Consider the following 23,605-nt stretch of genomic DNA (forward strand, 5'->3'; position numbering starts at 1 on the left):
GCCGCCCGAGCCGGGTGCCGACGGCGGCGCCGGCGGTGGGGACACCGGCGGCACCGACGGAGGCACCGACAGCGGCGGTACGGGCTCCGCGGGCGGCTCCGGCGGCGGGGGCAACGGCTCCGGCGGTGGTGGCGGTCAACGGCCGCCGTTGACGCCTTAGCGTCGCGCCCCGGGGCCCGCAGGGCGAGGCGGGGGTGGTCAGCCGCCGTTGACCTTCCCCGCGATCCGGTCACCGACGTTCTTGTCGATGTTGCGCCAGTACTGGAGCGCCCGGTCCAGGACCGGGCGGGTCACGCCCTGGAGCAGATGGCCGGAGACGTTCGACACGAGCCGGTCGCGCTGCGCGTCGTCGAGCACGTTGCGGACCTGGGTGCCCGCCTGGCCCCAGTCGTCGTCCTCGCGCCGTTTGGTGTACGCCTCGCGGACCATGTCGCCCGCCGCCGCCCAGCCGGCCGGGTCGCCGTAGCTCCGGGTGTCGGCGGCCGGGCCCCCGTAGGAGTTCGGGGCGTACGGCATGGCCGCGTTTGACGCGACGTACCGCATCGGGCCGTCCTTGGCGTACGAGTTCACCGGCGAGTGCGGCCGGTTGGGCGGCAGCTGCGCGTAGTTCGGACCGATCCGGTACCGGTGGGTGTCCGGGTACGAGAACAGCCGGCCGAGCAGCATCTTGTCCGGGGACGGGCCGATGCCCGGAACCATGTTCGACGGCTCGAAGGCGGCCTGCTCGATGTGGATGAAGAAATTCTCCGGATTCCTGTTGAGCGTCATCCGGCCGACGTCGATCAGCGGGTAGTCGCCGTGCGGCCACACCTTCGTCAGGTCGAAGGGGTTGAAACGGTAGTCGGCCGCGTCCTCGAACGGCATGACCTGGACCTTCAGGCTCCAGGTCGGCGCGTTCCCCGACTCGATCGACTCGTACAGATCCCGGCGGTGGTGGTCGGCGTCCGAGCCCGCCAGTTCGTCGGCGTCCGCCTGGCTGAGGTAGTCGATGCCCTGGTCGGTCTTGAAGTGGTACTTGACCCAGAACCGCTCACCGGCCCCGTTCACCCACATATAGGTGTGCGAGCCGTAGCCGTTCATGTGGCGGAAGGACTTCGGGATGCCCCGGTCGCCCATCAGCCACGTCACCTGGTGCGCCGACTCGGGTGACAGCGTCCAGAAGTCCCACTGCATGTCGTTGCTGCGCAGCCCGGTGGCCGGGTGGCGCTTCTGCGAGCGGATGAAGTCCTGGAACTTGATCGTGTCGCGTACGAAGAAGACCGGCGTGTTGTTGCCCACCAGGTCGTAATTGCCCTGCTCCGTATAGAACTTCAGGGCGAAGCCACGGGGGTCGCGCCAGGTGTCGGGGGAGCCGAACTCACCGGCGACCGTCGAGAAGCGGGCCAGCATCTCGGTGCGTTTGCCCGGCTGGAAGAGGTCCGCCTTGGTGAACTGGCTGACGTCGTGGGTCACTTCGAACACGCCGTAGGCGCCCGAGCCCTTGGCGTGGACGACCCGCTCGGGGACCCGTTCCCGGTTGAACTGGGCCATCTTCTCGATGAGGTAGTGGTCCTGGAGCAGGATCGGACCGTCCCGCCCCACGGTGAGCGAGTTCTCGTCGCTCTCCACCGGGATACCTGCGTTGTTGGTCGTGTACGGCGCCTTGGGGGTCGACCCGGTCACGAGTGTTCTCCCGTCATAGGGGTTCCCGCGGCGGGATTCCCGCGCCACGGGACGACAGCGGTCGTACCGGCCGCCTGCCCCAGTGAAACCCGCCGACACATCGTCGGCAACATTTGTCAGGAGTGGGTGCGGGGGCCGGAATCACACCGGAACCGGCCCCGCACCGTCCTACGGACGCGTCGAGATCTCGAACCAGACGACCTTGCCGGTGGACAGCCGCGTCGCGCCCCAACGCCTCGCCAGCCGGTTGACCAGGAACAGGCCCCGGCCGCCCTCGTCGGTGTCACGCGCCCGGCGCTGGCGGGGAAGCTGCGGCGAGTCGTCGCCCACCTCGCAGCGCAGCACGTCCGTCCGCAGCAGCCGCAGGGTGACCGGCCGCTCCGCGTACCGGACCGCGTTGGTGACCACCTCGCTGATCAGCAGCTCGACCGAATCGCTCAACTCCTCCAGACCCCACCGCGAGAGCGCCCGCCGCGCGAGCCGTCTGGCCCGGCCCGGCGCCGCGTCCTCCGGCTCCAGGAACCAGTACGCGACATCGCTCGGCGCGATCCCGTCGAACCGGGCGGCCAGCAGCGCGATGTCGTCGTCGCGGTCGCCGGGGCCGAGCACGTCCAGCACGTCGTCGCACAGCGCCTCCAAGGGAGGCGAGTGGTCGGGGCCGGTGAGCTGGGCCGTCGCGGCGAGACGCTCCCGCAACTGCTCGATCCCCGTCCACACGTCACGCAGCCGGGACTCCACGAGACCGTCCGTATAGAGGAGCAGCGTGGCGCCGGCCGGCGCGTCCAGCTCGACGGCCTCGAAGTCCACGCCGCCGACGCCGATCGGGGCGCCGGGCGGCACGCGCAGCACCTCGGCCCGGCCGCCCAGGTGGAGCAGTATGGGCGGCGGATGGCCGGCGTTGGCGATGGTGATGCGGTGCGAGACCGGGTCGTACACCGCGTACAGGCAGGTCGCCATCCGGTCGGTGCCCAGCCGCTGCGCCTGCTCGTCGAGGTGGTGCAGGACCTCCTGCGGCGGCAGGTCGAGACCGGCGAGGGTCTGCGCCGTCGTCCGCAGCTGGCCCATGATCGCGGCGGACGTCATGGAGTGGCCCATGACATCACCGACGACCAGGGCGACACGGCTGCCGGGCAGCGGGATCGCGTCGTACCAGTCGCCGCCGACGCGCGCGGTCTCGGCGGCGGGGAGATACCGGGAGGCGAGCCGGACGCCCGTGGGCTGCGGCAGACCCTCCGGGAGCATCGTGCGCTGGAGCTCGTCCGCGATGTACGCCTCGCGGCCGTACAGCACCGCCTTGTCGATGCCCAGCGCGGTGTGCGTGGCGAGCTGCGCGGCCACCAGCAGGTCGTTGGGCTCGAACGCCGGGCGGTCGGGCCTGCGCAGGAAGACGGCGGAGCCGATGACGCGCCGCCTGCCGCGCAGCGGGGCCAGGATCGCGCGCCGGCCGCCCGGAACGGCCATCTCGTCGCCGAGCAGCTCCGGAAGCGCCGCGCGGGCGGCGGCGGAGTCGCCGAAGACCGGCCGGACACCGCGCAGGACCTCGGAGAGCGCGCCGCCGGACGCCACCTCGCAGAGCTGCGCGGCGGGCATCACATCGGTCTGCGGATCCAGGACCGGCACCCGGCCGCTCTCGGACTCCGGAAGCTGCATGCCCACGGCGGCGGTACCGACCGTGCCCGTGCTCTCGCCGTCCTCGTCGGTGAGCCGCAGCCGGTCCGTACGGCGCAGCCTCAGTACGAAGGGGGAGATCGGGCGTTCGTCACCGACGGGCAGCGGGTCGCGGAGATAGACGAGTATCGCGTCGGAGAACGTCGGGACGGTCGCCCTGCACAGACCGAGCACGATCTCGTCCAGGTCGATGCCCCGCGCGATACGGCGGGTGGCGGCCCCGACGAAGCGCAGCCGGTCGCCCTCGCGGCGCGCGGCGCCCACGGGGTCCGGCGGCGGAGACGCCGAGGGCACGGACGCCTGCGCGGACGCGGGCGTGGGCGCGGGTGTGTGCGCCGACGGCACCGACGGCTGCGGTACCGCGGTGGCGGACGCCTCCTGCCGCGGCCGGGTGCGTTCCTGGGACCGGGCAGCCAGGGGCTGCCGGCCTTCATGGGAGGTGGGATGCTCCGTCACGCGTGGGATTCCGTCCGTCCGGGCCGGTGGTGCGAGACAACCGATTCGACTGGCGATGCCACCCTCGTCCAGGGTGCCCCGGGTCTGTCCCCGCAGGGGCCGTCGCAGCCGGTCACCGGGACCTTCCGCCGGAAACTCCCCGCTCGGGCGCCGAGGGCGCGGATGCCACGGCGGCAGGCGTCCTGCACGGCTCCCCCCCCTCGTCGATGTCCAGCGGCTGATGTGCGGCTGTCCTGCGGCTGTCTGCGGCTCGTTGGTCGTGCGAGTCGTTCTCGCGTGCGTCGTACGTCGTGAGGCTCGATGGTGCAGCGGCATGACTTTAAGTCAGTTCCGCTGCCCGTCCCGCGCGTTGGTCGGGCGCGGCCTCGCGGAGGACGATCCTACGTTTGAACCCCTGGGGCGCATCAAGGGTCTCACGACGTCGGCGAACCCGCCCCGGTGATCACCAGGTAGGTGCGGGCCACCTGCCGTTCTCTCTCATCTGGTCCGGACCTTCGCCGGTTCGGGGGCGCGGTCCCAGGCCTCCGGCAGCTCCGGCACCGACCACCGCGGATCGGGCCGCCAGTTCTCCCAGCCTTCGGAGAACGGCGCCCCCCACGCCTCGATCATCTCGACCGCCGCGCTCCCGGCCTCCCGTACGCGCAGCGCCTTTCCGGCGTCCAGCAGTCCGACCCGCTGGGCCTCGGCGAACTCGTCCTCGTCGCGCCACAGCCAGGTGCGGTCCGGGTAGACCGAGATGTCGAGGAAGTGGTCCTCGGAGTCGATGCCGTCCGCCCAACGAAGGCGCGGCTCCTCCAGGTTCACGTACCAGCTCCGGAACTCCCAGCCCTGTTCCCAGAACAGCCAGACCGACCACGGCTCGCCCGGCCTGGCCAGCTTCAGCACGCCCGTGCCCTCCCAGTGGGCGCGAGCCGTGCTGCGCGGCGCCGTGTACCGGGTGGCGAGGGGTTCGTGGTGCACGGGCGTGCCGTCGGCGAGCACCGGCTTCACGCACTCGGTGCCCGGCGCCATCCACACGGCCAGCAGCTCGTCGGTGTCCTGCACGACGGTCACCGGGCGGCAGATGTGCACATGGCCGGAGCCGTTGTCCCGGTAGCGCCAGAGGATCCGCTCGCCCCGGTCCCAGTGTCGAATGCCGTCCGCTCCTGTCATGCGCAGATCTTAGGGCGGAGGTGGCGCGGGCGCGGTGAGGTGCGCCCGGACGGCTCGATCTTGTCGGTCCCGGCCCCGGTTTACCCGGCCCCGGTCACGGATGCGTCATCCGCAGGACGTCCAGCGCCTCGTCCAGCTGCTCCAGCGTCAGATCGCCGCGCTCCACGTAGCCGGAGTCCAGCACCACCTCGCGGATCGTGCGCCCCTGCGCCAGCGACCGCTTGGCGACCTTGGCCGCCTCCTCGTAGCCGATGTACTTGTTCAGCGGGGTGACGACGGACGGGGACGACTCCGCGTACAGCCGGGCCCGCTCCACGTTCGCCGTGATGCCGTCGACGGTGCGGTCCGCGAGGAGCCGGGAGACGTTGGCCAGCAGCCGTACGGACTCCAGGAGGTTCCTGGCGATCACGGGCAGCATCACGTTCAGCTCGAAGTTCCCCGCGGCGCCCGCGGTGGCGACGGTGACGTCGTTGCCCGTGACCTGGGCGGCCACCATCAGGACGGCCTCGGGGATCACCGGATTGACCTTGCCCGGCATGATCGACGAGCCGGGCTGGAGATCGGGCAGATTGATCTCCGCCAGCCCGGTCCGCGGCCCCGACGCCATCCAGCGCAGATCGTTGGAGATCTTCGTGAGCGAGACGGCGACGGTACGGAGCTGGCCCGAGGTCTCCACGAGTCCGTCGCGCGAGCCCTGCGCCTCGAAGTGGTTACGGGCCTCGGTCAGCGGCAGCCCGGTCGTGCGGGCCACCTCGGCGATGACGGCGGCCGGGAAGCCGGGCGGGGTGTTGATGCCGGTGCCCACCGCCGTACCGCCCAGGGGCAGCTCGGCCAGCCGCGGCAGAGCCGACTCCAGCCGCTCGATCCCGTACCTGACGGCCGCCGCGTAGCCGCCGAACTCCTGGCCCAGCGTGACGGGCGTCGCGTCCATCAGATGCGTACGGCCCGACTTCACGACGTCCGCGAACTCCTCGGCCTTGCGCTCCAGCGCGGCGGCGAGATGACCGAGCGCCGGGATCAGATCGGCGGTGACGGCGGCCGTGGCGGCGATGTGGATGCTGGAGGGGAACACGTCGTTGGAGCTCTGCGAGGCGTTGACGTGGTCGTTGGGGTGCACGTCGCGGCCCAGGCGCTCGGTGGCGAGGGTGGCGATGACCTCGTTGGCGTTCATGTTCGAAGAGGTGCCCGAGCCGGTCTGGAAGACGTCCACCGGGAAGTGCTCGTCCCAGCGGCCCTCCGCGACCTCGGCCGCCGCGCTCCGCACCGCCTCGGCGATGTCCCCGTCCAGCACGCCGAGTTCGGCGTTGACGGTGGCGGCGGCGGCCTTGATACGGGCCAGGGCCTCGATGTGGGCCCGTTCGATGGGCCGGCCCGAGACGGGGAAGTTCTCCACGGCCCGCTGGGTCTGGGCGCGCCATTTGGCATCCGCCGGGACCTGGATCTCACCCATGGAGTCGTGCTCGGTGCGGTAGCTCGTCATCGTGTCGTACCTCCTGCATAAGTTGAGCAATTGTCTTGTTCGGAGTGTTCCCAAGCCTCCTACCGGCCAGTAGAAACCCCTGGTAACACTGAGATCGGGGAGGCCATGCAACGTACGAGACCCACGTTCCGAAGTGCCGTCGCCACGCTCGCCGCATTCGCGACCGTCGTCGGCGGACTCGTCGCACTTACCCCCACGGCCCAGGCGTCCGCCCTCACCGGCGCGCCCGCCTCCGTCCGTGCGTCCACCCCGCTGCCGCCCGCCCTGGAGGAGATCCGCGCGGCCGAGGCCACCCGCCTCTACGGCGCCCCCGCCGAACGGCCGCTCGACCAGCGCAAGACCGGGCTCATCTCGCTCGGCGACAGCGAGATCTCCGGCGAGGGCGTCGGCACGTACGAGCCGGGCACGAACGGCCCCGACAACTGGTGCCACCGGTCGCCCGACTCGGCGATCCACCGCACCGGGATAGCGGCGGACGTCACGTACAACGTCTCCTGCTCCGGCGCCTCGACCGTCAACATCCGCGTGGGCGGCACGGCGCAGTTCGCCGACGAACTCGTGCAGAGCGACAGCCTCGCGATCAAGGCGCGCAACACCAGGATCAAGATGGTGCTGCTGGTGGCGGGCGCCAACGACGATCTCCAGTTCGGTCCGGTGATCACCGACTGCGTACTGCGCTGGTTCACCTTCCAGGGGCCGTGCGTCAACAAGTACCGGGCCGGCTGGCAGGCCCGGGTCGACGGACTCGTACCGAAGGTCGAGTCGACCGTGGCCGACCTGCGCGGTGTCATGCGCGACGCGGGCTACGCCGACGGCGACTACAAGCTCGTCGTGATGGGCTACCCGGGCCCCCTCACGCCCGACTACGCCGACAACCCCCACTTCCCCGGCAAGATCCCCGGCGGCTGCACCGGCTACGACGAGGACGCCGCCTGGGCGCGCGACGGTGCCGTCCCCGCCTTCCAGAGCGGTGTGCGCAGGGCCGCCGCCAACTCGGGCGCGGTGTACCTGGACAACTCGCGGCTCTTCCACGGCCATGAGGTGTGCACGGACGACGACTGGGCGCGGGGGCTGTTCATCGACATCGGCAACCCCTTCCCGCCGGACGCGAATTCGGCCCGCCAGTCCTTCCACCCGAACGCCGCCGGACATGTCGCCTTCGCCTCGTGCCTCACCCAGCTCTACGACTCGGGCCTCGACGAGGCGAGTTGCGCCGATCCGGCGAGCACGGGGCGGCCCGTGCTCCAACCGGGTGCCTGGGACGACGTTTTTCAGCCATTGAAGAACGCCGGTACCGGCACCTGCGTCGACGTGACGTCGTCGAAGACCCGCAACGGATCGAAGATCACCGGCTACGGCTGCAACGACGGGCGCAACCAGGGCTGGTGGTACGACACCGGCGCGGGAGCCGGCGCGCGGTCGCTGCACAGCGAGCTGAGCCACGACCGCTGCGTCGACGTCCCGTCAGGGACGTACCGCGCGGGCACGGCGGTCACCCTGTGGGACTGCCACGGCGGCGAGAACCAGAAGTTCGTACGTGAGGCGGGCACCATCCGCCCCGCGTCGGCGGCCTCGCTCTGCCTGACGCTGGCCTCGGCGCAGGACCCGCTGCGGCTCCAGAACTGTGACGGGTCGGCGAACCAGCGCTTCGTCTGATCCACGTCTGATCCACGCAACGGCGCACACGCGCGCCGCCGTCCGCTCAGGCGAGGCCGGGACCCCGCACCGGGATGCTGGTGAACGTCGGCGCCGGCGCGGGCTCGGTGAAGAAGTCGTTGCCCTTGTCGTCCACGACGATGAACGCGGGGAAGTCCTCGACCTCGATCTTCCAGACCGCCTCCATACCGAGCTCCTCGTACTCCAGGACCTCGACCTTGCGGATGCAGTCCTGCGCCAGCCGCGCCGCCGGGCCGCCGATCGAACCGAGGTAGAAACCGCCGTGCGTGCCGCACGCGTCGGTGACCTGTTTCGAGCGGTTGCCCTTGGCGAGCATGACCTTCGAGCCGCCCGCCGCCTGGAACTGCTCGACGTAGCTGTCCATGCGCCCCGCCGTCGTCGGGCCGAACGACCCGGAGGCGTACCCCTCGGGCGTCTTGGCGGGTCCGGCGTAGTAGACCGGGTGGTCCTTCAGGTACTGCGGCATCTCCTCGCCCGCGTCCAGCCGCTCCTTGATCTTGGCGTGCGCGATGTCGCGCGCCACGACCAGCGTGCCGGTCAGCGACAGCCGGGTCTTGACGGGGTGCCGGGTCAGCTCGGCCAGGATGTCGTCCATCGGCCGGCCGAGGTCGATCCGTACGACGTCGCTCTCGCCGCCCTGCTCCAGGTGCTCGTCGGTGGTGTCGGGCAGGAAGCGCGCCGGGTCGGTCTCCAGCTGCTCCAGGAAGACGCCCTCGGCGGTGATCTTCGCGGTCGCCTGGCGGTCCGCCGAGCAGGAGACGGCGATGGCGACGGGGAGCGAGGCGCCGTGCCGGGGGAGCCGTACGACGCGCACGTCGTGACAGAAGTACTTGCCGCCGAACTGCGCGCCGATACCGATCTTCTGCGTCAGCTCGAAGACCTTCTCCTCCAGCTCCTTGTCCCGGAAGCCGTGACCGGCGGGGGAGCCTTCGGCGGGCAGCTCGTCCAGGTAGTGCGCGGAGGCGTACTTCGCGGTCTTGAGCGCGAACTCGGCGGAGGTGCCGCCGACGACGATCGCCAGGTGGTACGGCGGGCAGGCGGCCGTACCGAGTGAACGGATCTTCTCCTCCAGGAACTTCATCATGGAGGCCTCGTTCAGGACGGCCTTCGTCTCCTGGTAGAGGAACGACTTGTTGGCCGAGCCGCCGCCCTTGGCCATGAAGAGGAACTTGTAGGCGCCGCCGTCGGTCGCGTACAGCTCGATCTGCGCGGGCAGGTTCGAGCCGGTGTTCTTCTCCTCCCACATGGTCAGCGGGGCCATCTGCGAGTAGCGCAGGTTGAGCTTGGTGTACGCGTCGTAGATGCCGTGCGACAGGGCCGCCTCGTCGCCGCCCTCCGTAAGGACGTTCTGTCCGCGCTTGCCCATCACGATGGCCGTGCCGGTGTCCTGGCACATGGGCAGCACGCCGGCGGCGGAGATGTTGGCGTTCTTGAGGAGGTCGAGCGCCACGAACTTGTCGTTCGACGACGCGTCCGGGTCGTCGACGATCCTGCGCAGCTGGGTGAGGTGGGCCGGGCGCAGGTAGTGCGAGATGTCGTGCATCGCCTCGGCGGCGAGCGTGCGCAGCGCCTCGGGGTCGACCTTGAGGAACGTACGGCCGTCGGCCTCGAAGGTGGAGACGCCGTCGGCGGTCACCAGGCGGTACGGCGTGGTGTCCTCTCCCAGAGGGAGCAGATCGGAGTACGCAAACTCTGGCATTTCGGCCATTCCTCACTCGGCAGACGGCGGCTGACCTTCGTCGGGCAGCGCGCCTCTCAGCGTAAGACGTGACGCGCGGGCGGGCGGGGTGAGGTGAGACTCAGTAGGAGGCGGACGCGGCGGGGTGCCCCGCCGCACCTTTCGGCGGCGCCCGCGCGCCTGATCCGCACGACAGGCCCTAGTCGCGATCTATCGCGTTTCGCTACTGTGGTGCCGTGGACCTCGAAAAGCACCCCCAGAAGCCGGTCGCGCCGGCGGAGCCCCACGCCGGTATCCGGGCCTCCGACGCCGATCGGGACCGGATCGCCGACATCCTCAGGGAAGCCCTCGCGCTCGGTCGCCTGGATGCCGAGGAGCACTCCGAGCGGATCGACGCCGTCTACCGCGCCAAAACGATGGGTGAACTGGAGCCGCTGGTCAAGGACTTGCCCGCGACGTCCACCACCGCCCGCCCCGCCGCCGCGCACACCTACGGTCCCGACGACGAGACCGGGCCCGCCGAGTCGATGGTCGCCATCTTCAGCAGCTCGACCCGCAAGGGCCGTTGGCGGGTGGGCCGCCGTACGAACGCCTTCGCGCTCTTCGGGAGCATCGAGATCGACCTGACCGAGGCGATCTTCGCGCAGCGGACGACCGTGATCAACGCGACCGCCATCTTCGGCTCGATCGAGGTCCGGGTCCCGGAGAACATCTCGCTGCGCGGCGGCGGCACCGGCGTCTTCGGCAACTTCGAGGTGAGCACGCTGGAGGGCACCGACGCGGAAGCCCCGGTCGTGGTCGTCAACGGCTACTCGGTCTTCGGGAGCATCGAGGCCAAGCCCAAGCGCGGCAAGTTCATCGCGGATCTCAACAGGCGGCTGCGCAAGCACCTGGGTCACTGACCGCCGGCGGCCGGCGGCCCGGTGACCGGTGCCGGGGGCAGTCGGCAACCGGGCATCCGTCTTCCGGTTGCCGATCCGTTCCGCTTCGGGTTCCGTTTGCGGTCGCGGCGGACCTCACCGGGGCCGTCGGCCCACCCGGGCCGACGTGTTCACCACGCCGTACACCACTCCGTACGGCGTTCCGCACGTCGCATCCCAGTGCCACTCAGTGCTTAGGCGTGCGCACAGCGGGTAGGGACTGCTGCATCGCCTCTCGCTCGCGAAGCCGTCGTCAGGAGTGGACCGTGCTGCCATTGCCGCATCAGCCCCTGCAGGTCGCCGCCGTACCGCCTCAGCGGAGTCCCGCTCGGGAGGATCAGGCCGGACCCTGGCATTCGGAGGCGGTGTGCCGCCGGGACGAAGCCGGATTGTTCTTCGCACCGTCCAAGGAGCCGACGGCCGCGAGGCTGGCGCGTGAGGAGGCCGCGAAGCGGGTCTGCGCGCGCTGTCCGGTGATGGTCGACTGCCGGGAGCACGCCCTGCTTCAGCCCGAGCCGTACGGGGTGTGGGGCGGCCTGACCGCCGCCGAGCGCCGTGTGGTCCTGGCGCGCCGCAGGCGCCGTGAGGTGGAGTTGCGGAACGCGGCGTCGGCCGCGGGCCGGATCGCCGCGGCGGGCTGACCGCACTCCCGATTCCGTTCGGATGTGACCGGGGCGCCCCTGCCGCACATGAGGAGCGCCCCGGATTCACGCGTACCGGACACGGCGTACCGTCGGTCGCCGCCATCCCGCCTGCCGTCTGCCGTTCGCCGTCGAGCGCGCCGGGATCCGGCCGCGTACCGCTACTTCGCGCGGTCGAAGTCGATCGTGCTGTAGGCGCGGAGCTTCGACAGCCGGTGCGTCGAGTCGATCTGCCGGATCGTGCCCGACTTCGAGCGCGTCACCATCGACTGGGTGGTCGCGGTCTCCGAGCGGTACCGCACCCCGCGCAGCAACTCGCCGTCCGTGATGCCCGTCGCGACGAAGAACACGTTGTCGCCGCTGACCAGGTCGTCCGTCGACAGCACCCGGTCCAGATCGTGCCCGGCGTCGAGCGCCCGCTGCCTCTCGGCGGCGTCCTTCGGCCAGAGCTTGCCCTGGATGGTCCCGCCGAGGCACTTGATCGCGCACGCCGAGATGATGCCCTCGGGGGTCCCGCCGATGCCCATCAGCAGGTCGACGCCGGTTCCTTCGCGTACGGCCATGATCGAGCCGGCCACGTCGCCGTCCGAGATGAACTTGATCCGCGCGCCCGTCTCCCGGATCTCCTTGACGATGTCGTCGTGGCGGGGGCGGTCGAGGATGACGACCGTGACGTCCTGGGGCGACGACTGCTTGGCCCTGGCGACACGGCGGATGTTGACCGAGACGGGGGCGTTGATGTCGACGAAGTCGGCGGCCTCGGGCCCGGTCACCAGCTTGTCCATGTAGAAGACCGCCGAGGGGTCGAACATGGCGCCGCGGTCGGCTGCCGCGAGCACGGCGATGGCGTTGGGCATGCCCTTGGCGTTGAGGGTGGTGCCGTCGATCGGGTCCACGGCGATGTCGACCTCGGCACCGGTGCCGTCACCGACGCGCTCCCCGTTGAACAGCATCGGGGCCTCGTCCTTCTCGCCCTCGCCGATCACGACGACACCGTTCATCGAGACGGTGGAGACGAGGGTGCGCATGGCGTTCACGGCCGCGCCGTCCGCGCCGATCTTGTCGCCGCGTCCGACCCAGCGTCCGGCCGCCATGGCGGCGGCCTCGGTGACCCGTACGAGTTCGAGCGCGAGGTTGCGGTCGGGGGCCTCGGGAGAGACCTCCAGCGGGGACGGGAGTTGATGCTCGGTCATCGGAACGCACCTTTCTGTACGGCGACGGCCGGAATGAGGGTGCTGCGACTCTATCGGTACGTCGATAAAATGAGCAGAGGGGCCCACGTATGAGCATGAACCCTTGATGGGACCATAGGAACGTGGCAGCGAAGCGAGGCAATCAGACGGTGCGGAGCATGTTCCTGTCGATGGCGGTCGTCGTCGCCGTCGCGGGGGCTTTCTACCTGGTCAATCCGCACGACGAGGACGCGGATCCCCTCCCGGCGGTCGACTACCGGGTCGAGCTGGTGACGGCGCAGCGAGCCGCCCCCTACCCGGTGCTGGCCCCGAAGGGTCTCCCCAAGACATGGAAGCCGACATCCGTGTCGTACGCACGGCAGGACGGTGACTCCTGGCATCTCGGCTTCCTCGACCCGGACCGTGAGTACGTGGCCGTGGAGCAGTCGACGGCGTCGGCGCGGAAGTACATCGCCGATGTCACGCACCGGGCGGAGAACACCGGGAAGACCGCGCGGGTGGGCGGCGAGACCTGGCAGCGCTGGGAGGGGCCGAAGTACGACGCCCTGGTGCGCGCCGCCGACGGGGCGACGACGGTCGTGACGGGTACGGCGCCGTACGAGCGGCTCGTCGAGATGGTGGAGGCGCTGGAGTCGGACGAGGCGCCGGCTCCCGGCTCGGGGTCCGGGTCCGACACGGGGGACGGGGCCGGGTCCGGGCCGGACTCGGGGTCCGGCGAGGCCTGAGCGCCGCTAGAGCGATGACGAGGCCGCCGTCCCGGGGAGGGGCGGCGGCCTCGTCGTGCCGCGTGGGAGGGATCCGGTCCCTCAGACGGTCGTGACGACCTCGTCGTAGGACCGGCGCGGGGAACGCGGGGCCCAGGCGTTGTCGCCGGGCTTGCCGATGTTCACGATCATCAGGGGCGTGTGGTCGCCGTCCAGGAACTCCTTCTGGACACCGGCGTGGTCGAAGCCCGTCATCGGGCCTGCGGCCAGACCGGCGGCGCGGATGCCGACGATGAAGTACGCGGCCTGGAGCGCCGCGTTCATACCGGCGTTCTGCTCGCGCACCGGACGCTGGGAGAAGACGGCGTCCTTGACCCCGGGGAAGGCCGGGAAGAGCTCGGGCAGCTCCTCGTGGAACTCGTTGTCGGCGGCGAAGATCGCGACCAGCGGGGCGGTGGACGTCTTGGGCTTGTTGCCGTCGCTCATGTGCCGGACGAGCCGTTCACGCGCCTCGGGGGAGCGGACCAGGACGACGCGCAGCGGCGTCTGGTTGAAGGCGGTGGGGCCGAGCTTCACGAGGTCGTAGATCGCCTGGACCTGCTCCTCGGTCACCGGCTCGTCGGTGAACGTGTTGGCGGTGCGGGCCTCGCGGAAGAGGAGGTCCTGTGCGGCGGAGTCGAGAACGAGGGACATCGGGGCGTACCTTCCGGACGGGCGGACCGACCAAATGATCGATCAAACGACGCCGCCAACGTACGCCTGGATGTATTAACTTTCAACTAAAACCGGGGCTGCGGTGACTCGTTTCACATGATGTTGACAAAAGGGACCTTCCGGCGGCCGCCGGGGCCCGCGCCCGATCGGGGCCGGGGGCTCCAGAGCCAGTCGGGCCGACGGAGATCTGGGACAGGAGCGGGGGGCGCGTTTCGGACGCCCCGTGCGGGCCCAAGCGCCTGGCACGCCCGCTCGCCCCGCTCGCCCGCCGCGTTGTCGTCAGTCGTCCACGTACGCCGCTCACGCCCCGTACGGGAACGGGAACGATCCACCATCTCGCGATCGCCCGCGCCGGACGCGCCGGACGCATCGGCCGCCGTGGGACCGGCCCGCCGAGCGGACGGCGTTACTCCGCGGCCACGCCCCAGTCGGCGGACTCCGGCCTCAGGAGGTCGCTCAGCCGCGGTCGTCGGGGCCGGACGCGGGCGCCGGGTCCGCCAGTGAGGCGTCGAGGCGGGCGCGCGCGCCGTCCAGCCAGCGGCGGCAGACCTTGGCCAGCTCCTCGCCCCGCTCCCACAGGGCCAGCGACTCCTCCAGCGTCGTACCACCGGTCTCCAGACGGCGCACGACGTCGATCAGCTCGTCCCTCGCCTGCTCGTAGCCGGGCGCGTCCGCGCCGGCGGCCGTTGCTGTCCCGCTGTCCTTCTTGGCCATGTGATCCACCCTAAATACGGTCTGCGACAACGAATCGTCGAGGACATGCGTACGCCGTGCGCCTGCGGCTCATTCGGAGACCCGCACCGAGAACTCGCCCTCCGCCACCCTGGCCCGCAGCTCCTGGTCCGCCGAGACCTCGGCCGGGGAGCGGACGACGGCCCCGTCCGGCCGCTGGAGCACCGCGTACCCGCGCTCCAGCGTCGCCGCCGGCGACAGCGAGACCACCCGCGCCCGGGTGTGCGACAGCTCGGAGTCCGCGCGGTCCAGCAGATGCCGCAGCACCCGCCGGCTGCGGTCGGCCAGCGCGTCGATCTCGCTCTCGCGCTCCTCCACCATCCGCTGCGGGCGCTCCATCACCGGCCGGGCCAGCGCGTGGGCGAGCCCGCGCTCCTCCCGGTCGAGCAGCCCCTGCACCGTCCGCAGCGCCCGGTCCCGCAGCCCCTGCACGCGGTCCAGCTCCTCACCGACGTCCGGCACGGTCTTCTTCGCCGCGTCCGTGGGCGTCGACGCCCGTACGTCGGCGACGAGGTCGAGCAACGGGGAGTCGGGCTCGTGGCCGATCGCCGACACGACGGGCGTACGGCAGTCGGCCACCGCCCGTACCAACTGCTCGTCCGAGAACGGCAGCAGATCCTCCACACTGCCGCCGCCGCGCGCCACGATGATCACATCGACCTCGGGCAGATCGTCCAGCTCCTTGACCGCCTGGACGACCTGATTCACCGCGTTGACGCCCTGTACGGCGGTGTTGCGCACCTCGAAGCGGACGGCGGGCCAGCGCCGCCGCGCGTTCTCCAGGACGTCCCGCTCGGCCGCCGACGCCCGGCCGCAGACGAGCCCGATCAGCTGCGGCAGAAAGGGCAGCGGCCGCTTGCGATCGGCGGCGAACAGCCCTTCGGCACCGAGGGACTTCTTCAACTGCTCCAGCCTGACGAGCAGTTCGCCGATGCCGACGGGCTTTATCTCGGTGGCCCGCAGGGACAGCTGCCCCCTCGGCGCGTACCACTCCGGCTTCGCGTGCACCACGACCCGCGCCCCTTCGGACACGACATCGGCGATCGCGTCGAAGACCTGCCGGTAGCAGGTGACGCTCACCGAGATGTCGTACGACGGGTCGCGCAGCGTCAGGAACACGACCCCGGCACCCGGCCTGCGCGACAGCTGGGTGATCTGTCCCTCGACCCAGACGGCGCCGAGCCGGTCGATCCAGCCGCCGATGAGGCGCGACACCTCACCGACGGGCAGCGGGGCGTCCGGGGACGTGTTGAGAGCCATGTCGTCGAGCGTATCGGCCGCCTCCGACAACGCCGTCCATCCCGCGGAGCGCCCGCCCCGTCCCTACGGGACGTACGGGACGCGGCGTCGCGAGAGGAGGTGAGACACGCGCCGTACGGGACAGGGCCACGGGGCCTACGGAGCCTTCCGTGTGAGCGCGCTCCGGCGACGCGACTGGATCGCGAGCACCACCAGACCCGCCGCCAGCCAGATCGCGCCCACCACCTGCGCCGACTCCGCCGCCTCCACGATCACGGCGACCAGCACACCGGCGCCGACCACCGGCGCCACCACATGCGCCAGGATCCGTGGCGGCCCCTCCATGCGCCGCACCGCGTACCACCCGACCACCGACGCGTGGAGCAGGATGAACGCCGTCAGGGCCCCGATGTCGACCACCGACACCAGATGGTCCAGCCCGTTGTCGTTCCTGGCCGCCCACACGGCGGCGATCAGCGTCACCACCGCCGCGAGCAGCAGCGCCACACGGGGCGTACCCGCGTCCGTACGGGACAGCAGCCGCGGCAGCCGCCGTTCCCTGCCCATCGCGAACAGCAGCCGGCCCGCAGCGGCCTGTCCCGCCAGCGCGGCGAACGCGGCACCGATCGCCTTGCTCACCGCGACCAGGTCGTGCAGCCACGTTCCTACGGAGGCGTCCACCGCGTCGTAGAAGGCCGACCCCTGCTTCGCCGGGTCCGCCGCCAGTTCCGCCGAGCTCAGCGGTTCCAGGAGCGCCACGAGATACGTCTGCGCCACGAACAGCACACCGGCGAGCGCCAGACAGAACAGCACCGCCCGCGCCACCTTCCGCGAACCGCCCGTCACCTCCTCGGCGAACGAGGCGATCGCGTCGAAGCCCAGATAGGACAGCACCGCGACCGACACCCCGCTGAGCACCGCCGTCAGTGAGAACGTCAGATCGCCGGTGAGCGGTGACAGCCAGCCGCGCGTCGCGCCGTCCTGCGCGAGCACCACGATCGCCGACACCACGAACACCACCAGCACCACGATCTCCATCGCGAGCACGAAGAAGCCGACACGCGCGGCCGCTCGTACGCCCCAGAGGTTGAGCAGGGTGGTGATCACGACGGCGAGCCCGGTCCAGATCCACCGGTCGACGGAGGGCACCAGCGCCTCCATCGCGATCCCGGCGAAGAGATAGGCGACGGCGGGGATCAGGAGGTAGTCGAGCATCGCCATCCATCCGGCGACGAACCCCGGCCCCTCGCCGAGCCCCTTGCGCGCGTACGCGAAGACCGAACCCGCCTGCGGTGCGACCCGGATCATCTGCGCGTAGCTGAAGGCGGTGAACGCCATGGCGACGGTCGCGAAGACGTAGACGAGCGCCACGGCCCCGTGCGACTTGGCGTCCAGCGTGCCGTACACACCGACGGGCGCCATGGGCGCGATGAAGAGGAGCCCGTACACGACGAGATCGCGGAACCCGAGGGTCCGCCGCAGTCCGCCCACGGCGTGCGCTCCCCCGCCGCTGCCCGTATCCGAGGGTCCGTCCGGACTCACGCCCGGCTCGGGTTCGCGGCCGGAGCCGCCGGCGCCGTCACCCGTACGCGGGTTCGTACCGCCCCTACCGCCCGTGCCGCCCGCATCGCCCGCACCGCTGCTGTCGGCCATGGCGTCCCTCCGTCGATCACGTAGGCCCAGTCTCGGCCCGGCAGGCGATCTTCCGCCTCTTCTGGACGGCCTTACGATGGTGGGCATGACTGCTACGCCCAGCCCGTCGCCCGCCGCCACCCCTAGTGGAGACGCCGCGCGCCGCGCCGGCAAACGCGTCCTGCTCGCCGCGCCCCGGGGTTACTGCGCCGGCGTCGACCGTGCCGTGATCGCCGTGGAGAAAGCCCTGGAGCAGTACGGGGCACCGATCTATGTCCGCCACGAAATCGTCCACAACAAGTATGTCGTGCAGACCCTTCAGAAGAAGGGCGCGATTTTCGTCGAGGAGACGGCGGAGGTCCCCGAGGGATCGATCGTCATGTTCTCCGCGCACGGTGTGGCCCCCGTCGTCCACGACGAGGCCGCCGACCGCAAACTCGCGACGATCGACGCGACCTGTCCCCTGGTCACCAAGGTCCACAAGGAAGCCGTCCGCTTCGCCAACGACGACTACGACATCCTGCTGATCGGCCACGACGGCCACGAAGAGGTCATCGGCACCTCCGGCGAGGCCCCCGACCACATCACCTTGGTCGACGGCCCCGGCGATGTCGCCAACGTCGAGGTGCGCGACGAGTCCAAGGTCGTCTGGCTCTCCCAGACGACCCTCTCCGTGGACGAGACCATGGAGACGGTCGACAAGCTCAAGGAGAAGTTCCCGCTCCTGATCTCGCCGCCGAGCGACGACATCTGCTATGCCACACAGAACCGGCAGATCGCCGTCAAGCAGATGGGCGCCGACGCGGACCTGGTCATCGTCGTCGGGTCGAAGAACTCGTCCAACTCGGTGCGGCTGGTCGAGGTCGCCCTCGGCGCGGGCTCCCGCGACGCCCATCTCGTGGACTCCGCCGACGAGATCGACGAGGCGTGGCTGGAAGGCGTCACGACGGTCGGCGTCACCTCCGGTGCCTCCGTCCCCGAGATCCTTGTCGAGGGCGTCCTGGAATGGCTCACGGGCCATGGCTTCGAGGACGTCGAGATCGTCAAGGCCGCCGAGGAGTCGATCGTCTTCTCGCTTCCGAAGGAACTCCGCCGTGACCTGCGCGCGGAGGCGGCCGCCCTGTCCGAGAAGTAGGGCAGCGTGGTCATCTCCCCGTAACGTTGCGTCCATGAACGTCTTCGGAGTGGACATCGGCGGCTCGGGCATCAAGGGCGCGCCCGTGGACCTGGAGCGCGGCGAACTGGCAGAGCCGCGCCACAAAGTGCTCACACCGCAGCCGGCCACACCTGACGAGGTGGCCGGCTGCGTCGCCGAGGTGGTCGAGCACTTCAGCTGGTCCGGCCCGGTCGGCATCACCTTCCCGGGAGTGGTCACGGACTCGGTCGTCCGTACGGCCGCGAACGTCGACAAGCGCTGGATCGACACGGACGCCGGCAAGCTGCTCGGCGACCGGCTGAAGCTGCCTGTCACGATCCTCAACGACGGGGACGCGGCGGGCGTGGCCGAGATGACCTTCGGCGCGGGCAAGGGCCGGCACGGCACGGTCTTCCTGCTGACCTTCGGTACGGGAATCGGCAGCGCGCTCTTCATCGACGGCCATCTCGTCCCGAACACCGAGCTGGGTCATCTGGAGCTGAACGGCCACGACGCGGAGAAGCACGCGTCGACGAAGGCCAAGGACGACCACGACCTGAGCTGGCACCACTGGGCGCACCGGGTGCAGAAGTATCTGGCGCACCTGGAGATGCTGTTCTCGCCGGAACTGTTCATCATCGGCGGCGGGGTGAGCCGCAAGGCGGACAAGTTCATTCCGCTGATCGAGGACATCAAGGCGGAGATCGTCCCGGCGCAGCTCCAGAACAACGCGGGAATCGTCGGAGCCGCGATGACGGCCGCGGAACGCTGACCCCACCGCCGGACGGGCCGCCGCGGCCTGTCCGGCGGCGCTATGTGTCGGACACGGCTCAGCCCCGGCGCGCGACGGCGCTCGCGCCGCCGGTGCCCGCCTTCGCCCCGGTCCTCGCACCCGCTTTGGCCCCCGCGCCCGCACTCACGCCGCGGGCGGCGGCAGCGTCGCGTGCGCGCTGCCGGCGGCCCATCTGGCGGACCTTCCGTACGGAGGCGATGACCCCGGCGACGAGCGTGCCGCCGTACAGCCAGCCCGCCTGCACGGCCAGCGCGGTGACGACGGCCATCGTCTGCCCGCCGATGCCGCTCGTCCCGCCCGAGATCGGGAAGGTGCCGACGGCGAAGGCGATCGGCACACTGATCGGGGCGGTCACCAGGTCGGCGGTCCGCACCCAGAGCGCGGTCAGAGCGCTGACCGGGAGGAACAGCACCCCGTACACCAGGGGCTCACCGTCGAACAGCAGCTGGTCCAGGCACCCGATCACGAACATCGTGGCGGCGGCGAAGAGCCCGGCGCCCAGCCCGGTCAGCCGGGGATTGGGGAATCTGCGCAGGGTGAGCACGACAGGCGGCACCCGGCGCCCGGTCGGTGCGGGCACCCGGTAGACGGCGGCGGCCCCGGCGACGGTGCCCCGCGGACGGAGAGGGCTCTGCGGCGGCCTCGGCCGGCGCTGGGGGGGACGTGTCCTGTGCTGGTCCACCGGAACAACCTAGGTCGCATGGGTGTCGGATTCAGGCGATGGACACGCCCTTGGGGCGACCTTGGCGTTGCGTTCGACGGACGCTGGGCGTGTCGCGCCGGCGGGTGCCGCCATCTGCCGTACCGACTGCCGTCGGCCGCCGCGACGGCCCGCCCGTAAACTGGGGGATCGGTCCGCATCCGGGCCGTACCGGCCGTCCGGCCGTACAGGCTCCGCCAGTCCTCACTCCAGGAAGTCGCCAACGTGTCGCTCACGATCGGAATCGTCGGTCTGCCGAATGTCGGCAAGTCGACCCTTTTCAACGCCCTGACCAAGAACGACGTGCTGGCGGCCAACTACCCGTTCGCCACGATCGAGCCCAACGTCGGCGTCGTCGGTGTCCCCGACCCCCGGCTGGCGGTCCTCGCCAAGATCTTCGACTCGCAGAAGATCCTCCCGGCGACGGTCGACTTCGTCGACATCGCGGGCATCGTGCGCGGCGCCTCCGAGGGCGAGGGCCTCGGCAACAAGTTCCTCGCGAACATCCGCGAGTCCGACGCCATCTGCCAGGTCATCAGGGCCTTCAAGGACGAGAACGTCGTACACGTCGACGGCAAGGTCTCGCCGAAGGACGACATCGAGACGATCAACACCGAGCTGATCCTCGCCGACCTCCAGTCGGTCGAGAAGGCCGTCCCGCGGCTGACGAAGGAGTCCCGCCTCCAGAAGGAGAAGGTCGCCGTCCTGGCGGCGGTCGAGGAGGCCCAGAAGATCCTCGAAGCCGGCACGACGCTCTTCGCCGCGGGCATCTCGGCGGGCACGGAGAAGGGCCGGCTCCTCCACGAGCTGCACCTGCTCACCACCAAGCCCTTCCTGTACGTCTTCAACGTCGACGAGGACGAACTGGTCGACGAGGACTTCAAGAACGAACAGCGCGCCCTCGTCGCCCCGGCCGAGGCGATCTTCCTGAACGCCAAGATCGAGTCCGAACTGATCGAACTGGACGACGACGAGGCCCTGGAACTGCTCCAGTCCATGGGCCAGGAGGAGCCCGGCCTGGCCACCCTGGGCCGCGTCGGCTTCGCGACCCTGGGCCTCCAGACGTACCTCACGGCAGGCCCGAAGGAGACCCGCGCCTGGACGATCAAGAAGGGCGCGACGGCTCCCGAGGCGGCCGGCGTGATCCACACCGACTTCCAGAAGGGCTTCATCAAGGCGGAGGTCATTTCCTTCGCCGACCTGGTGGAGGCGGGCTCGGTCACCGAATCCCGCGCCAAGGGCAAGGCCCGCATGGAGGGCAAGGACTACGTGATGCAGGACGGCGACGTGGTGGAGTTCCGCTTCAACGTCTGACGAGCGACGTCGCGCGGATTCACCGCTTCATCGCCTGGCAGGCAGTTGTGCGTGGGCACCTCCGGAACCGGTGGGGCGGTGGATCGCGTCCGTGGTCGGTGTGACCACACGATCGGGGACAGCGCGTACAGAGGTGACGCGGCAGACGCACGGCTGGGCCGGGTGTCTGGCCGTCGTCGCCGGGTTTGTCACGGGGGTCGTCGCGTGGGGGGTCGGTGCGGCGCCGGGTCTGCGTGGAGCGTTCGAGGGCGAGCGCGACCTGAGCCTGCTCTATCTCGACGGTCCGGTGATCATCTTCGGCACGCCCGCACTCGCGCTGGGGGTCTGGGCCCTGGTGGGTGGTGTGCTGCGGGCCCGGGACCGGGTGGCGGCCGTGGCCGTGCTGATCGTGCTGGCCGCCGTCGCCTGGGGGTGCGGGGAGTGGCTGGAGATGCGTACGGACCGGTTCACTCGTGGTGACTCCTGGTGAGGCGGAACTCGCCGTGGGCATGATGGCTGTCGGCGCGACCGGCCGGCGTCGCGTCGTCGCGTCGCGCTGAAGGAGTGGCACATGTCGTACCCGGAACCCCGTCACCTCGGGGACAAGGGCGAGGTCAACGCGGTCTTCCGCCCCGCGAACACCCCTGCCGACGTGCGGTCCCCGTCCGGGACCGAGACGCACTTCGTGGCCTCCAGTGTGTCCACGGGCGGTGAGTTCGGCCTCTACCGGATGGACATGGTGCCCAGGGGCGGCGGCCCCAGCACCCATTTCCACAAGACGATCTCGGAGTCGTTCTACATCCTGGACGGGACGGTCCGGCTGTACGACGGTGAGCGCTGGATCGACGGGGAGAAGGGGGACTTCCTCTATGTGCCGCCGGGCGGGCTGCACGGCTTCCGCAACGACTCGGACGAGCCCGCCTCCACGCTCATCCTCTTCGCTCCCGGCGCACCTCGTGAGGAGTACTTCGAGAAGGTCTCCACGGTCGGCCGGATGACGGACGAGGAGCGCACCGCCTTCTTCCTCAAGCACGACACGTACTGGGTGGACTGACGACGGCGGCGGCGCGGACCCCTCGCCCACTTCGCGGAGCCGGATCCGGTGGCAAAGACCCTGCGCAGACCACCTGCCCTCACTCCGGGTGAATCCATGGCCCATGCTTGCGGTCAACAACAAACGGTTGCCAGGGTGTTGCTGTCTGTCAACCTGTTGGGAGTGGCCCGTGGCATTCGGTGAGCAGCCGGCCTATCTGCGCGTCGCGAGTGATCTTCGGCGGAAGATCGTTGACGGTGCTCTGCCGCCGCACACCCGGCTGCCGTCCCAGGCGCGTATCCGCGAGGAGTACGGCGTCTCGGACACGGTCGCCCTGGAAGCCCGCAAGGTGCTGATGGCGGAAGGGCTCGTCGAGGGCCGCTCCGGGTCGGGGACCTATGTGCGCGAGCGGCCCGTGCCGCGCCGTATCGCCCGCTCCGGCAACCGCCCGCCCTCCGGCGCCAACCCCTTCCGGCAGGAGCAGGCCGACGACGGGGTGCACGGTACGTGGGAGTCGAGCAGCGACCGGGACGCGGTGCCGCCGGAGATCGCCACACGCCTGGGTATAGAACCCGGCGACCCGGCGATGCGCACGCGCTATGTCTTCAGGGACGCGGGGGAGCCGATGATGCTCTCCACCTCCTGGGAGCCCCTGGAGGTCACGGGACGCACGCCGGTGATGCTTCCCGAAGAGGGCCCGCTCGGGGGCAGCGGGGTCGTGGAGCGGATGGCCGCCATCGGCATCGTGGTGGACAACGTGGTCGAGGAGGTCGGCGCGCGCCCCGGGCTGGCGGAGGAGCTTCTGTCGCTCGGCGGTGTGCCCGGCCATGTGGTGATGGTCCTGGAGCGGACCTACTACGCCTCCGGCCGCGCGGTCGAAACGGCGGACATGGTCGTGCCGGCGGACCGGTACCGCATCGCCTACCACCTTCCGGTCAGATGACGTTCCGCTGAGTCCCGGCCGGCCGCAGTGATCTCCTCAGCTTTCCGCGACCACGATGTGCCGCCTCAACAGGGCCTCGGGCAAGGGGAGATGCCGAGCGCGTTTACGGGTGCGCCCTCGGGGGTCCGAATCTTCTTGGCCAGATGTGTACCTCTTTGTA

The 23,605-nt window shown here is 70.5% G+C and carries 21 protein-coding genes; 10 read left to right on the forward strand and 11 right to left on the reverse strand.

Features of this window, described 5'->3' with window-relative positions; genetic code table 11:
* Positions 1 to 198 precede the first annotated feature (198 nt).
* The 4 genes from GXP76_RS07060 to GXP76_RS07075 form a co-directional block, all read right to left on the reverse strand.
* Positions 199 to 1,662, reverse strand: a complete 1,464-nt coding sequence (locus GXP76_RS07060) for a catalase (protein ID WP_242570559.1) — start codon at positions 1,660 to 1,662, stop codon at positions 199 to 201.
* Between the two features lie 168 nt (positions 1,663 to 1,830).
* Positions 1,831 to 3,786: a SpoIIE family protein phosphatase gene (locus GXP76_RS07065; RefSeq protein ID WP_242570560.1), complete on the reverse strand. Its 1,956-nt coding sequence runs from the start codon at positions 3,784 to 3,786 to the stop codon at positions 1,831 to 1,833.
* A gap of 477 nt (positions 3,787 to 4,263) precedes the next feature.
* On the reverse strand, positions 4,264 to 4,938 hold the full coding sequence (locus GXP76_RS07070; RefSeq protein ID WP_242570561.1) for a DUF402 domain-containing protein: 675 nt from the start codon (positions 4,936 to 4,938) through the stop codon (positions 4,264 to 4,266).
* Between the two features lie 94 nt (positions 4,939 to 5,032).
* On the reverse strand, positions 5,033 to 6,418 hold the full coding sequence (locus GXP76_RS07075; protein ID WP_242570562.1) for an aspartate ammonia-lyase: 1,386 nt from the start codon (positions 6,416 to 6,418) through the stop codon (positions 5,033 to 5,035).
* A 105-nt stretch (positions 6,419 to 6,523) separates the two neighbouring features.
* Between GXP76_RS07075 and GXP76_RS07080 the strand changes: the two genes are divergently transcribed.
* A complete protein-coding gene (locus GXP76_RS07080; protein ID WP_242570563.1) occupies positions 6,524 to 8,074 on the forward strand; it encodes a ricin-type beta-trefoil lectin domain protein in 1,551 nt (516 codons plus the stop codon).
* A gap of 46 nt (positions 8,075 to 8,120) precedes the next feature.
* On the opposite strand, the gene GXP76_RS07085 is transcribed toward GXP76_RS07080, so the two are convergent.
* Complete coding sequence (locus tag GXP76_RS07085; RefSeq protein ID WP_277993078.1) at positions 8,121 to 9,803, reverse strand: fumarate hydratase; 1,683 nt, start codon at positions 9,801 to 9,803, stop codon at positions 8,121 to 8,123.
* A gap of 206 nt (positions 9,804 to 10,009) precedes the next feature.
* Between GXP76_RS07085 and GXP76_RS07090 the strand changes: the two genes are divergently transcribed.
* On the forward strand, positions 10,010 to 10,675 hold the full coding sequence (locus GXP76_RS07090) for a DUF1707 domain-containing protein (protein ID WP_242570565.1): 666 nt from the start codon (positions 10,010 to 10,012) through the stop codon (positions 10,673 to 10,675).
* A 284-nt stretch (positions 10,676 to 10,959) separates the two neighbouring features.
* Positions 10,960 to 11,334, forward strand: coding sequence for a WhiB family transcriptional regulator (locus tag GXP76_RS07095; RefSeq protein ID WP_147874052.1), 375 nt, complete (start codon positions 10,960 to 10,962; stop codon positions 11,332 to 11,334).
* A 161-nt stretch (positions 11,335 to 11,495) separates the two neighbouring features.
* On the opposite strand, the gene glpX is transcribed toward GXP76_RS07095, so the two are convergent.
* Positions 11,496 to 12,527 carry a class II fructose-bisphosphatase gene (gene glpX, locus GXP76_RS07100; RefSeq protein ID WP_242570566.1) on the reverse strand — a complete coding sequence of 344 codons (1,032 nt, stop codon included), beginning with the start codon at positions 12,525 to 12,527 and terminating at the stop codon, positions 11,496 to 11,498.
* A 122-nt stretch (positions 12,528 to 12,649) separates the two neighbouring features.
* On the opposite strand from glpX, the gene GXP76_RS07105 reads away from it, so the two are divergent.
* Positions 12,650 to 13,252: a DUF4245 domain-containing protein gene (locus tag GXP76_RS07105; RefSeq protein WP_308354100.1), complete on the forward strand. Its 603-nt coding sequence runs from the start codon at positions 12,650 to 12,652 to the stop codon at positions 13,250 to 13,252.
* A gap of 81 nt (positions 13,253 to 13,333) precedes the next feature.
* Here GXP76_RS07105 and GXP76_RS07110 read toward each other — a convergent pair whose 3' ends face one another.
* From GXP76_RS07110 to GXP76_RS07125, 4 genes are all read right to left on the reverse strand, one after another.
* The gene (locus tag GXP76_RS07110) at positions 13,334 to 13,924 is read right to left on the reverse strand and encodes a malonic semialdehyde reductase (protein WP_242570567.1); all 591 of its coding nucleotides are present in this window, start codon (positions 13,922 to 13,924) and stop codon (positions 13,334 to 13,336) included.
* Positions 13,925 to 14,401: 477 nt separating this feature from the next.
* Positions 14,402 to 14,659, reverse strand: a complete 258-nt coding sequence (locus GXP76_RS07115) for an exodeoxyribonuclease VII small subunit (RefSeq protein WP_242570568.1) — start codon at positions 14,657 to 14,659, stop codon at positions 14,402 to 14,404.
* Between the two features lie 69 nt (positions 14,660 to 14,728).
* Positions 14,729 to 15,937 (reverse strand): exodeoxyribonuclease VII large subunit, encoded by a 1,209-nt coding sequence (gene xseA, locus GXP76_RS07120; RefSeq protein WP_242570569.1) that lies wholly within the window; start codon positions 15,935 to 15,937, stop codon positions 14,729 to 14,731.
* A 135-nt stretch (positions 15,938 to 16,072) separates the two neighbouring features.
* Entirely contained in the window at positions 16,073 to 17,569 is a 1,497-nt protein-coding gene (locus GXP76_RS07125) for an APC family permease (protein WP_242570570.1), read from the reverse strand.
* A gap of 85 nt (positions 17,570 to 17,654) precedes the next feature.
* On the opposite strand from GXP76_RS07125, the gene GXP76_RS07130 reads away from it, so the two are divergent.
* A complete protein-coding gene (locus GXP76_RS07130; RefSeq protein WP_242570571.1) occupies positions 17,655 to 18,683 on the forward strand; it encodes a 4-hydroxy-3-methylbut-2-enyl diphosphate reductase in 1,029 nt (342 codons plus the stop codon).
* A gap of 34 nt (positions 18,684 to 18,717) precedes the next feature.
* Positions 18,718 to 19,455 carry a polyphosphate--glucose phosphotransferase gene (gene ppgK, locus GXP76_RS07135; protein WP_242570572.1) on the forward strand — a complete coding sequence of 246 codons (738 nt, stop codon included), beginning with the start codon at positions 18,718 to 18,720 and terminating at the stop codon, positions 19,453 to 19,455.
* 58 nt (positions 19,456 to 19,513) lie between these two features.
* Here ppgK and GXP76_RS07140 read toward each other — a convergent pair whose 3' ends face one another.
* Positions 19,514 to 20,056 carry a DUF6542 domain-containing protein gene (locus GXP76_RS07140; protein WP_374360061.1) on the reverse strand — a complete coding sequence of 181 codons (543 nt, stop codon included), beginning with the start codon at positions 20,054 to 20,056 and terminating at the stop codon, positions 19,514 to 19,516.
* 345 nt (positions 20,057 to 20,401) lie between these two features.
* On the opposite strand from GXP76_RS07140, the gene ychF reads away from it, so the two are divergent.
* The 4 genes from ychF (at position 20,402) to GXP76_RS07160 (ending at position 23,445) form a co-directional block, all read left to right on the forward strand.
* Positions 20,402 to 21,490: a redox-regulated ATPase YchF gene (gene ychF / locus GXP76_RS07145; RefSeq protein ID WP_242570574.1), complete on the forward strand. Its 1,089-nt coding sequence runs from the start codon at positions 20,402 to 20,404 to the stop codon at positions 21,488 to 21,490.
* 133 nt (positions 21,491 to 21,623) lie between these two features.
* Positions 21,624 to 21,959: a hypothetical protein gene (locus GXP76_RS07150; RefSeq protein ID WP_242570575.1), complete on the forward strand. Its 336-nt coding sequence runs from the start codon at positions 21,624 to 21,626 to the stop codon at positions 21,957 to 21,959.
* Between the two features lie 81 nt (positions 21,960 to 22,040).
* Positions 22,041 to 22,523: a cupin domain-containing protein gene (locus tag GXP76_RS07155; RefSeq protein WP_242570576.1), complete on the forward strand. Its 483-nt coding sequence runs from the start codon at positions 22,041 to 22,043 to the stop codon at positions 22,521 to 22,523.
* A gap of 169 nt (positions 22,524 to 22,692) precedes the next feature.
* Positions 22,693 to 23,445 carry a GntR family transcriptional regulator gene (locus GXP76_RS07160; RefSeq protein ID WP_242570577.1) on the forward strand — a complete coding sequence of 251 codons (753 nt, stop codon included), beginning with the start codon at positions 22,693 to 22,695 and terminating at the stop codon, positions 23,443 to 23,445.
* Positions 23,446 to 23,605 lie beyond the last annotated feature (160 nt).

Source organism: Streptomyces sp. NP-1717, from assembly GCF_022695985.1.
GTDB lineage: Bacteria > Actinomycetota > Actinomycetes > Streptomycetales > Streptomycetaceae > Streptomyces.

Coding starts and splice junctions, on each gene's coding strand:
- GXP76_RS07070 (WP_242570561.1), bottom strand. CDS start 4,938: ATGACAGGAGCGGACGGCATTCGACACTGGGACCGGGGCGAGCGGATC.
- GXP76_RS07075 (WP_242570562.1), bottom strand. CDS start 6,418: ATGACGAGCTACCGCACCGAGCACGACTCCATGGGTGAGATCCAGGTC.
- GXP76_RS07080 (WP_242570563.1), top strand. CDS start 6,524: ATGCAACGTACGAGACCCACGTTCCGAAGTGCCGTCGCCACGCTCGCC.
- GXP76_RS07085 (WP_277993078.1), bottom strand. CDS start 9,803: ATGGCCGAAATGCCAGAGTTTGCGTACTCCGATCTGCTCCCTCTGGGA.
- glpX (WP_242570566.1), bottom strand. CDS start 12,527: ATGACCGAGCATCAACTCCCGTCCCCGCTGGAGGTCTCTCCCGAGGCC.
- GXP76_RS07110 (WP_242570567.1), bottom strand. CDS start 13,924: ATGTCCCTCGTTCTCGACTCCGCCGCACAGGACCTCCTCTTCCGCGAG.
- GXP76_RS07115 (WP_242570568.1), bottom strand. CDS start 14,659: ATGGCCAAGAAGGACAGCGGGACAGCAACGGCCGCCGGCGCGGACGCG.
- xseA (WP_242570569.1), bottom strand. CDS start 15,937: ATGGCTCTCAACACGTCCCCGGACGCCCCGCTGCCCGTCGGTGAGGTG.
- GXP76_RS07125 (WP_242570570.1), bottom strand. CDS start 17,569: ATGGCCGACAGCAGCGGTGCGGGCGATGCGGGCGGCACGGGCGGTAGG.
- GXP76_RS07130 (WP_242570571.1), top strand. CDS start 17,655: ATGACTGCTACGCCCAGCCCGTCGCCCGCCGCCACCCCTAGTGGAGAC.
- ppgK (WP_242570572.1), top strand. CDS start 18,718: ATGAACGTCTTCGGAGTGGACATCGGCGGCTCGGGCATCAAGGGCGCG.
- GXP76_RS07155 (WP_242570576.1), top strand. CDS start 22,041: ATGTCGTACCCGGAACCCCGTCACCTCGGGGACAAGGGCGAGGTCAAC.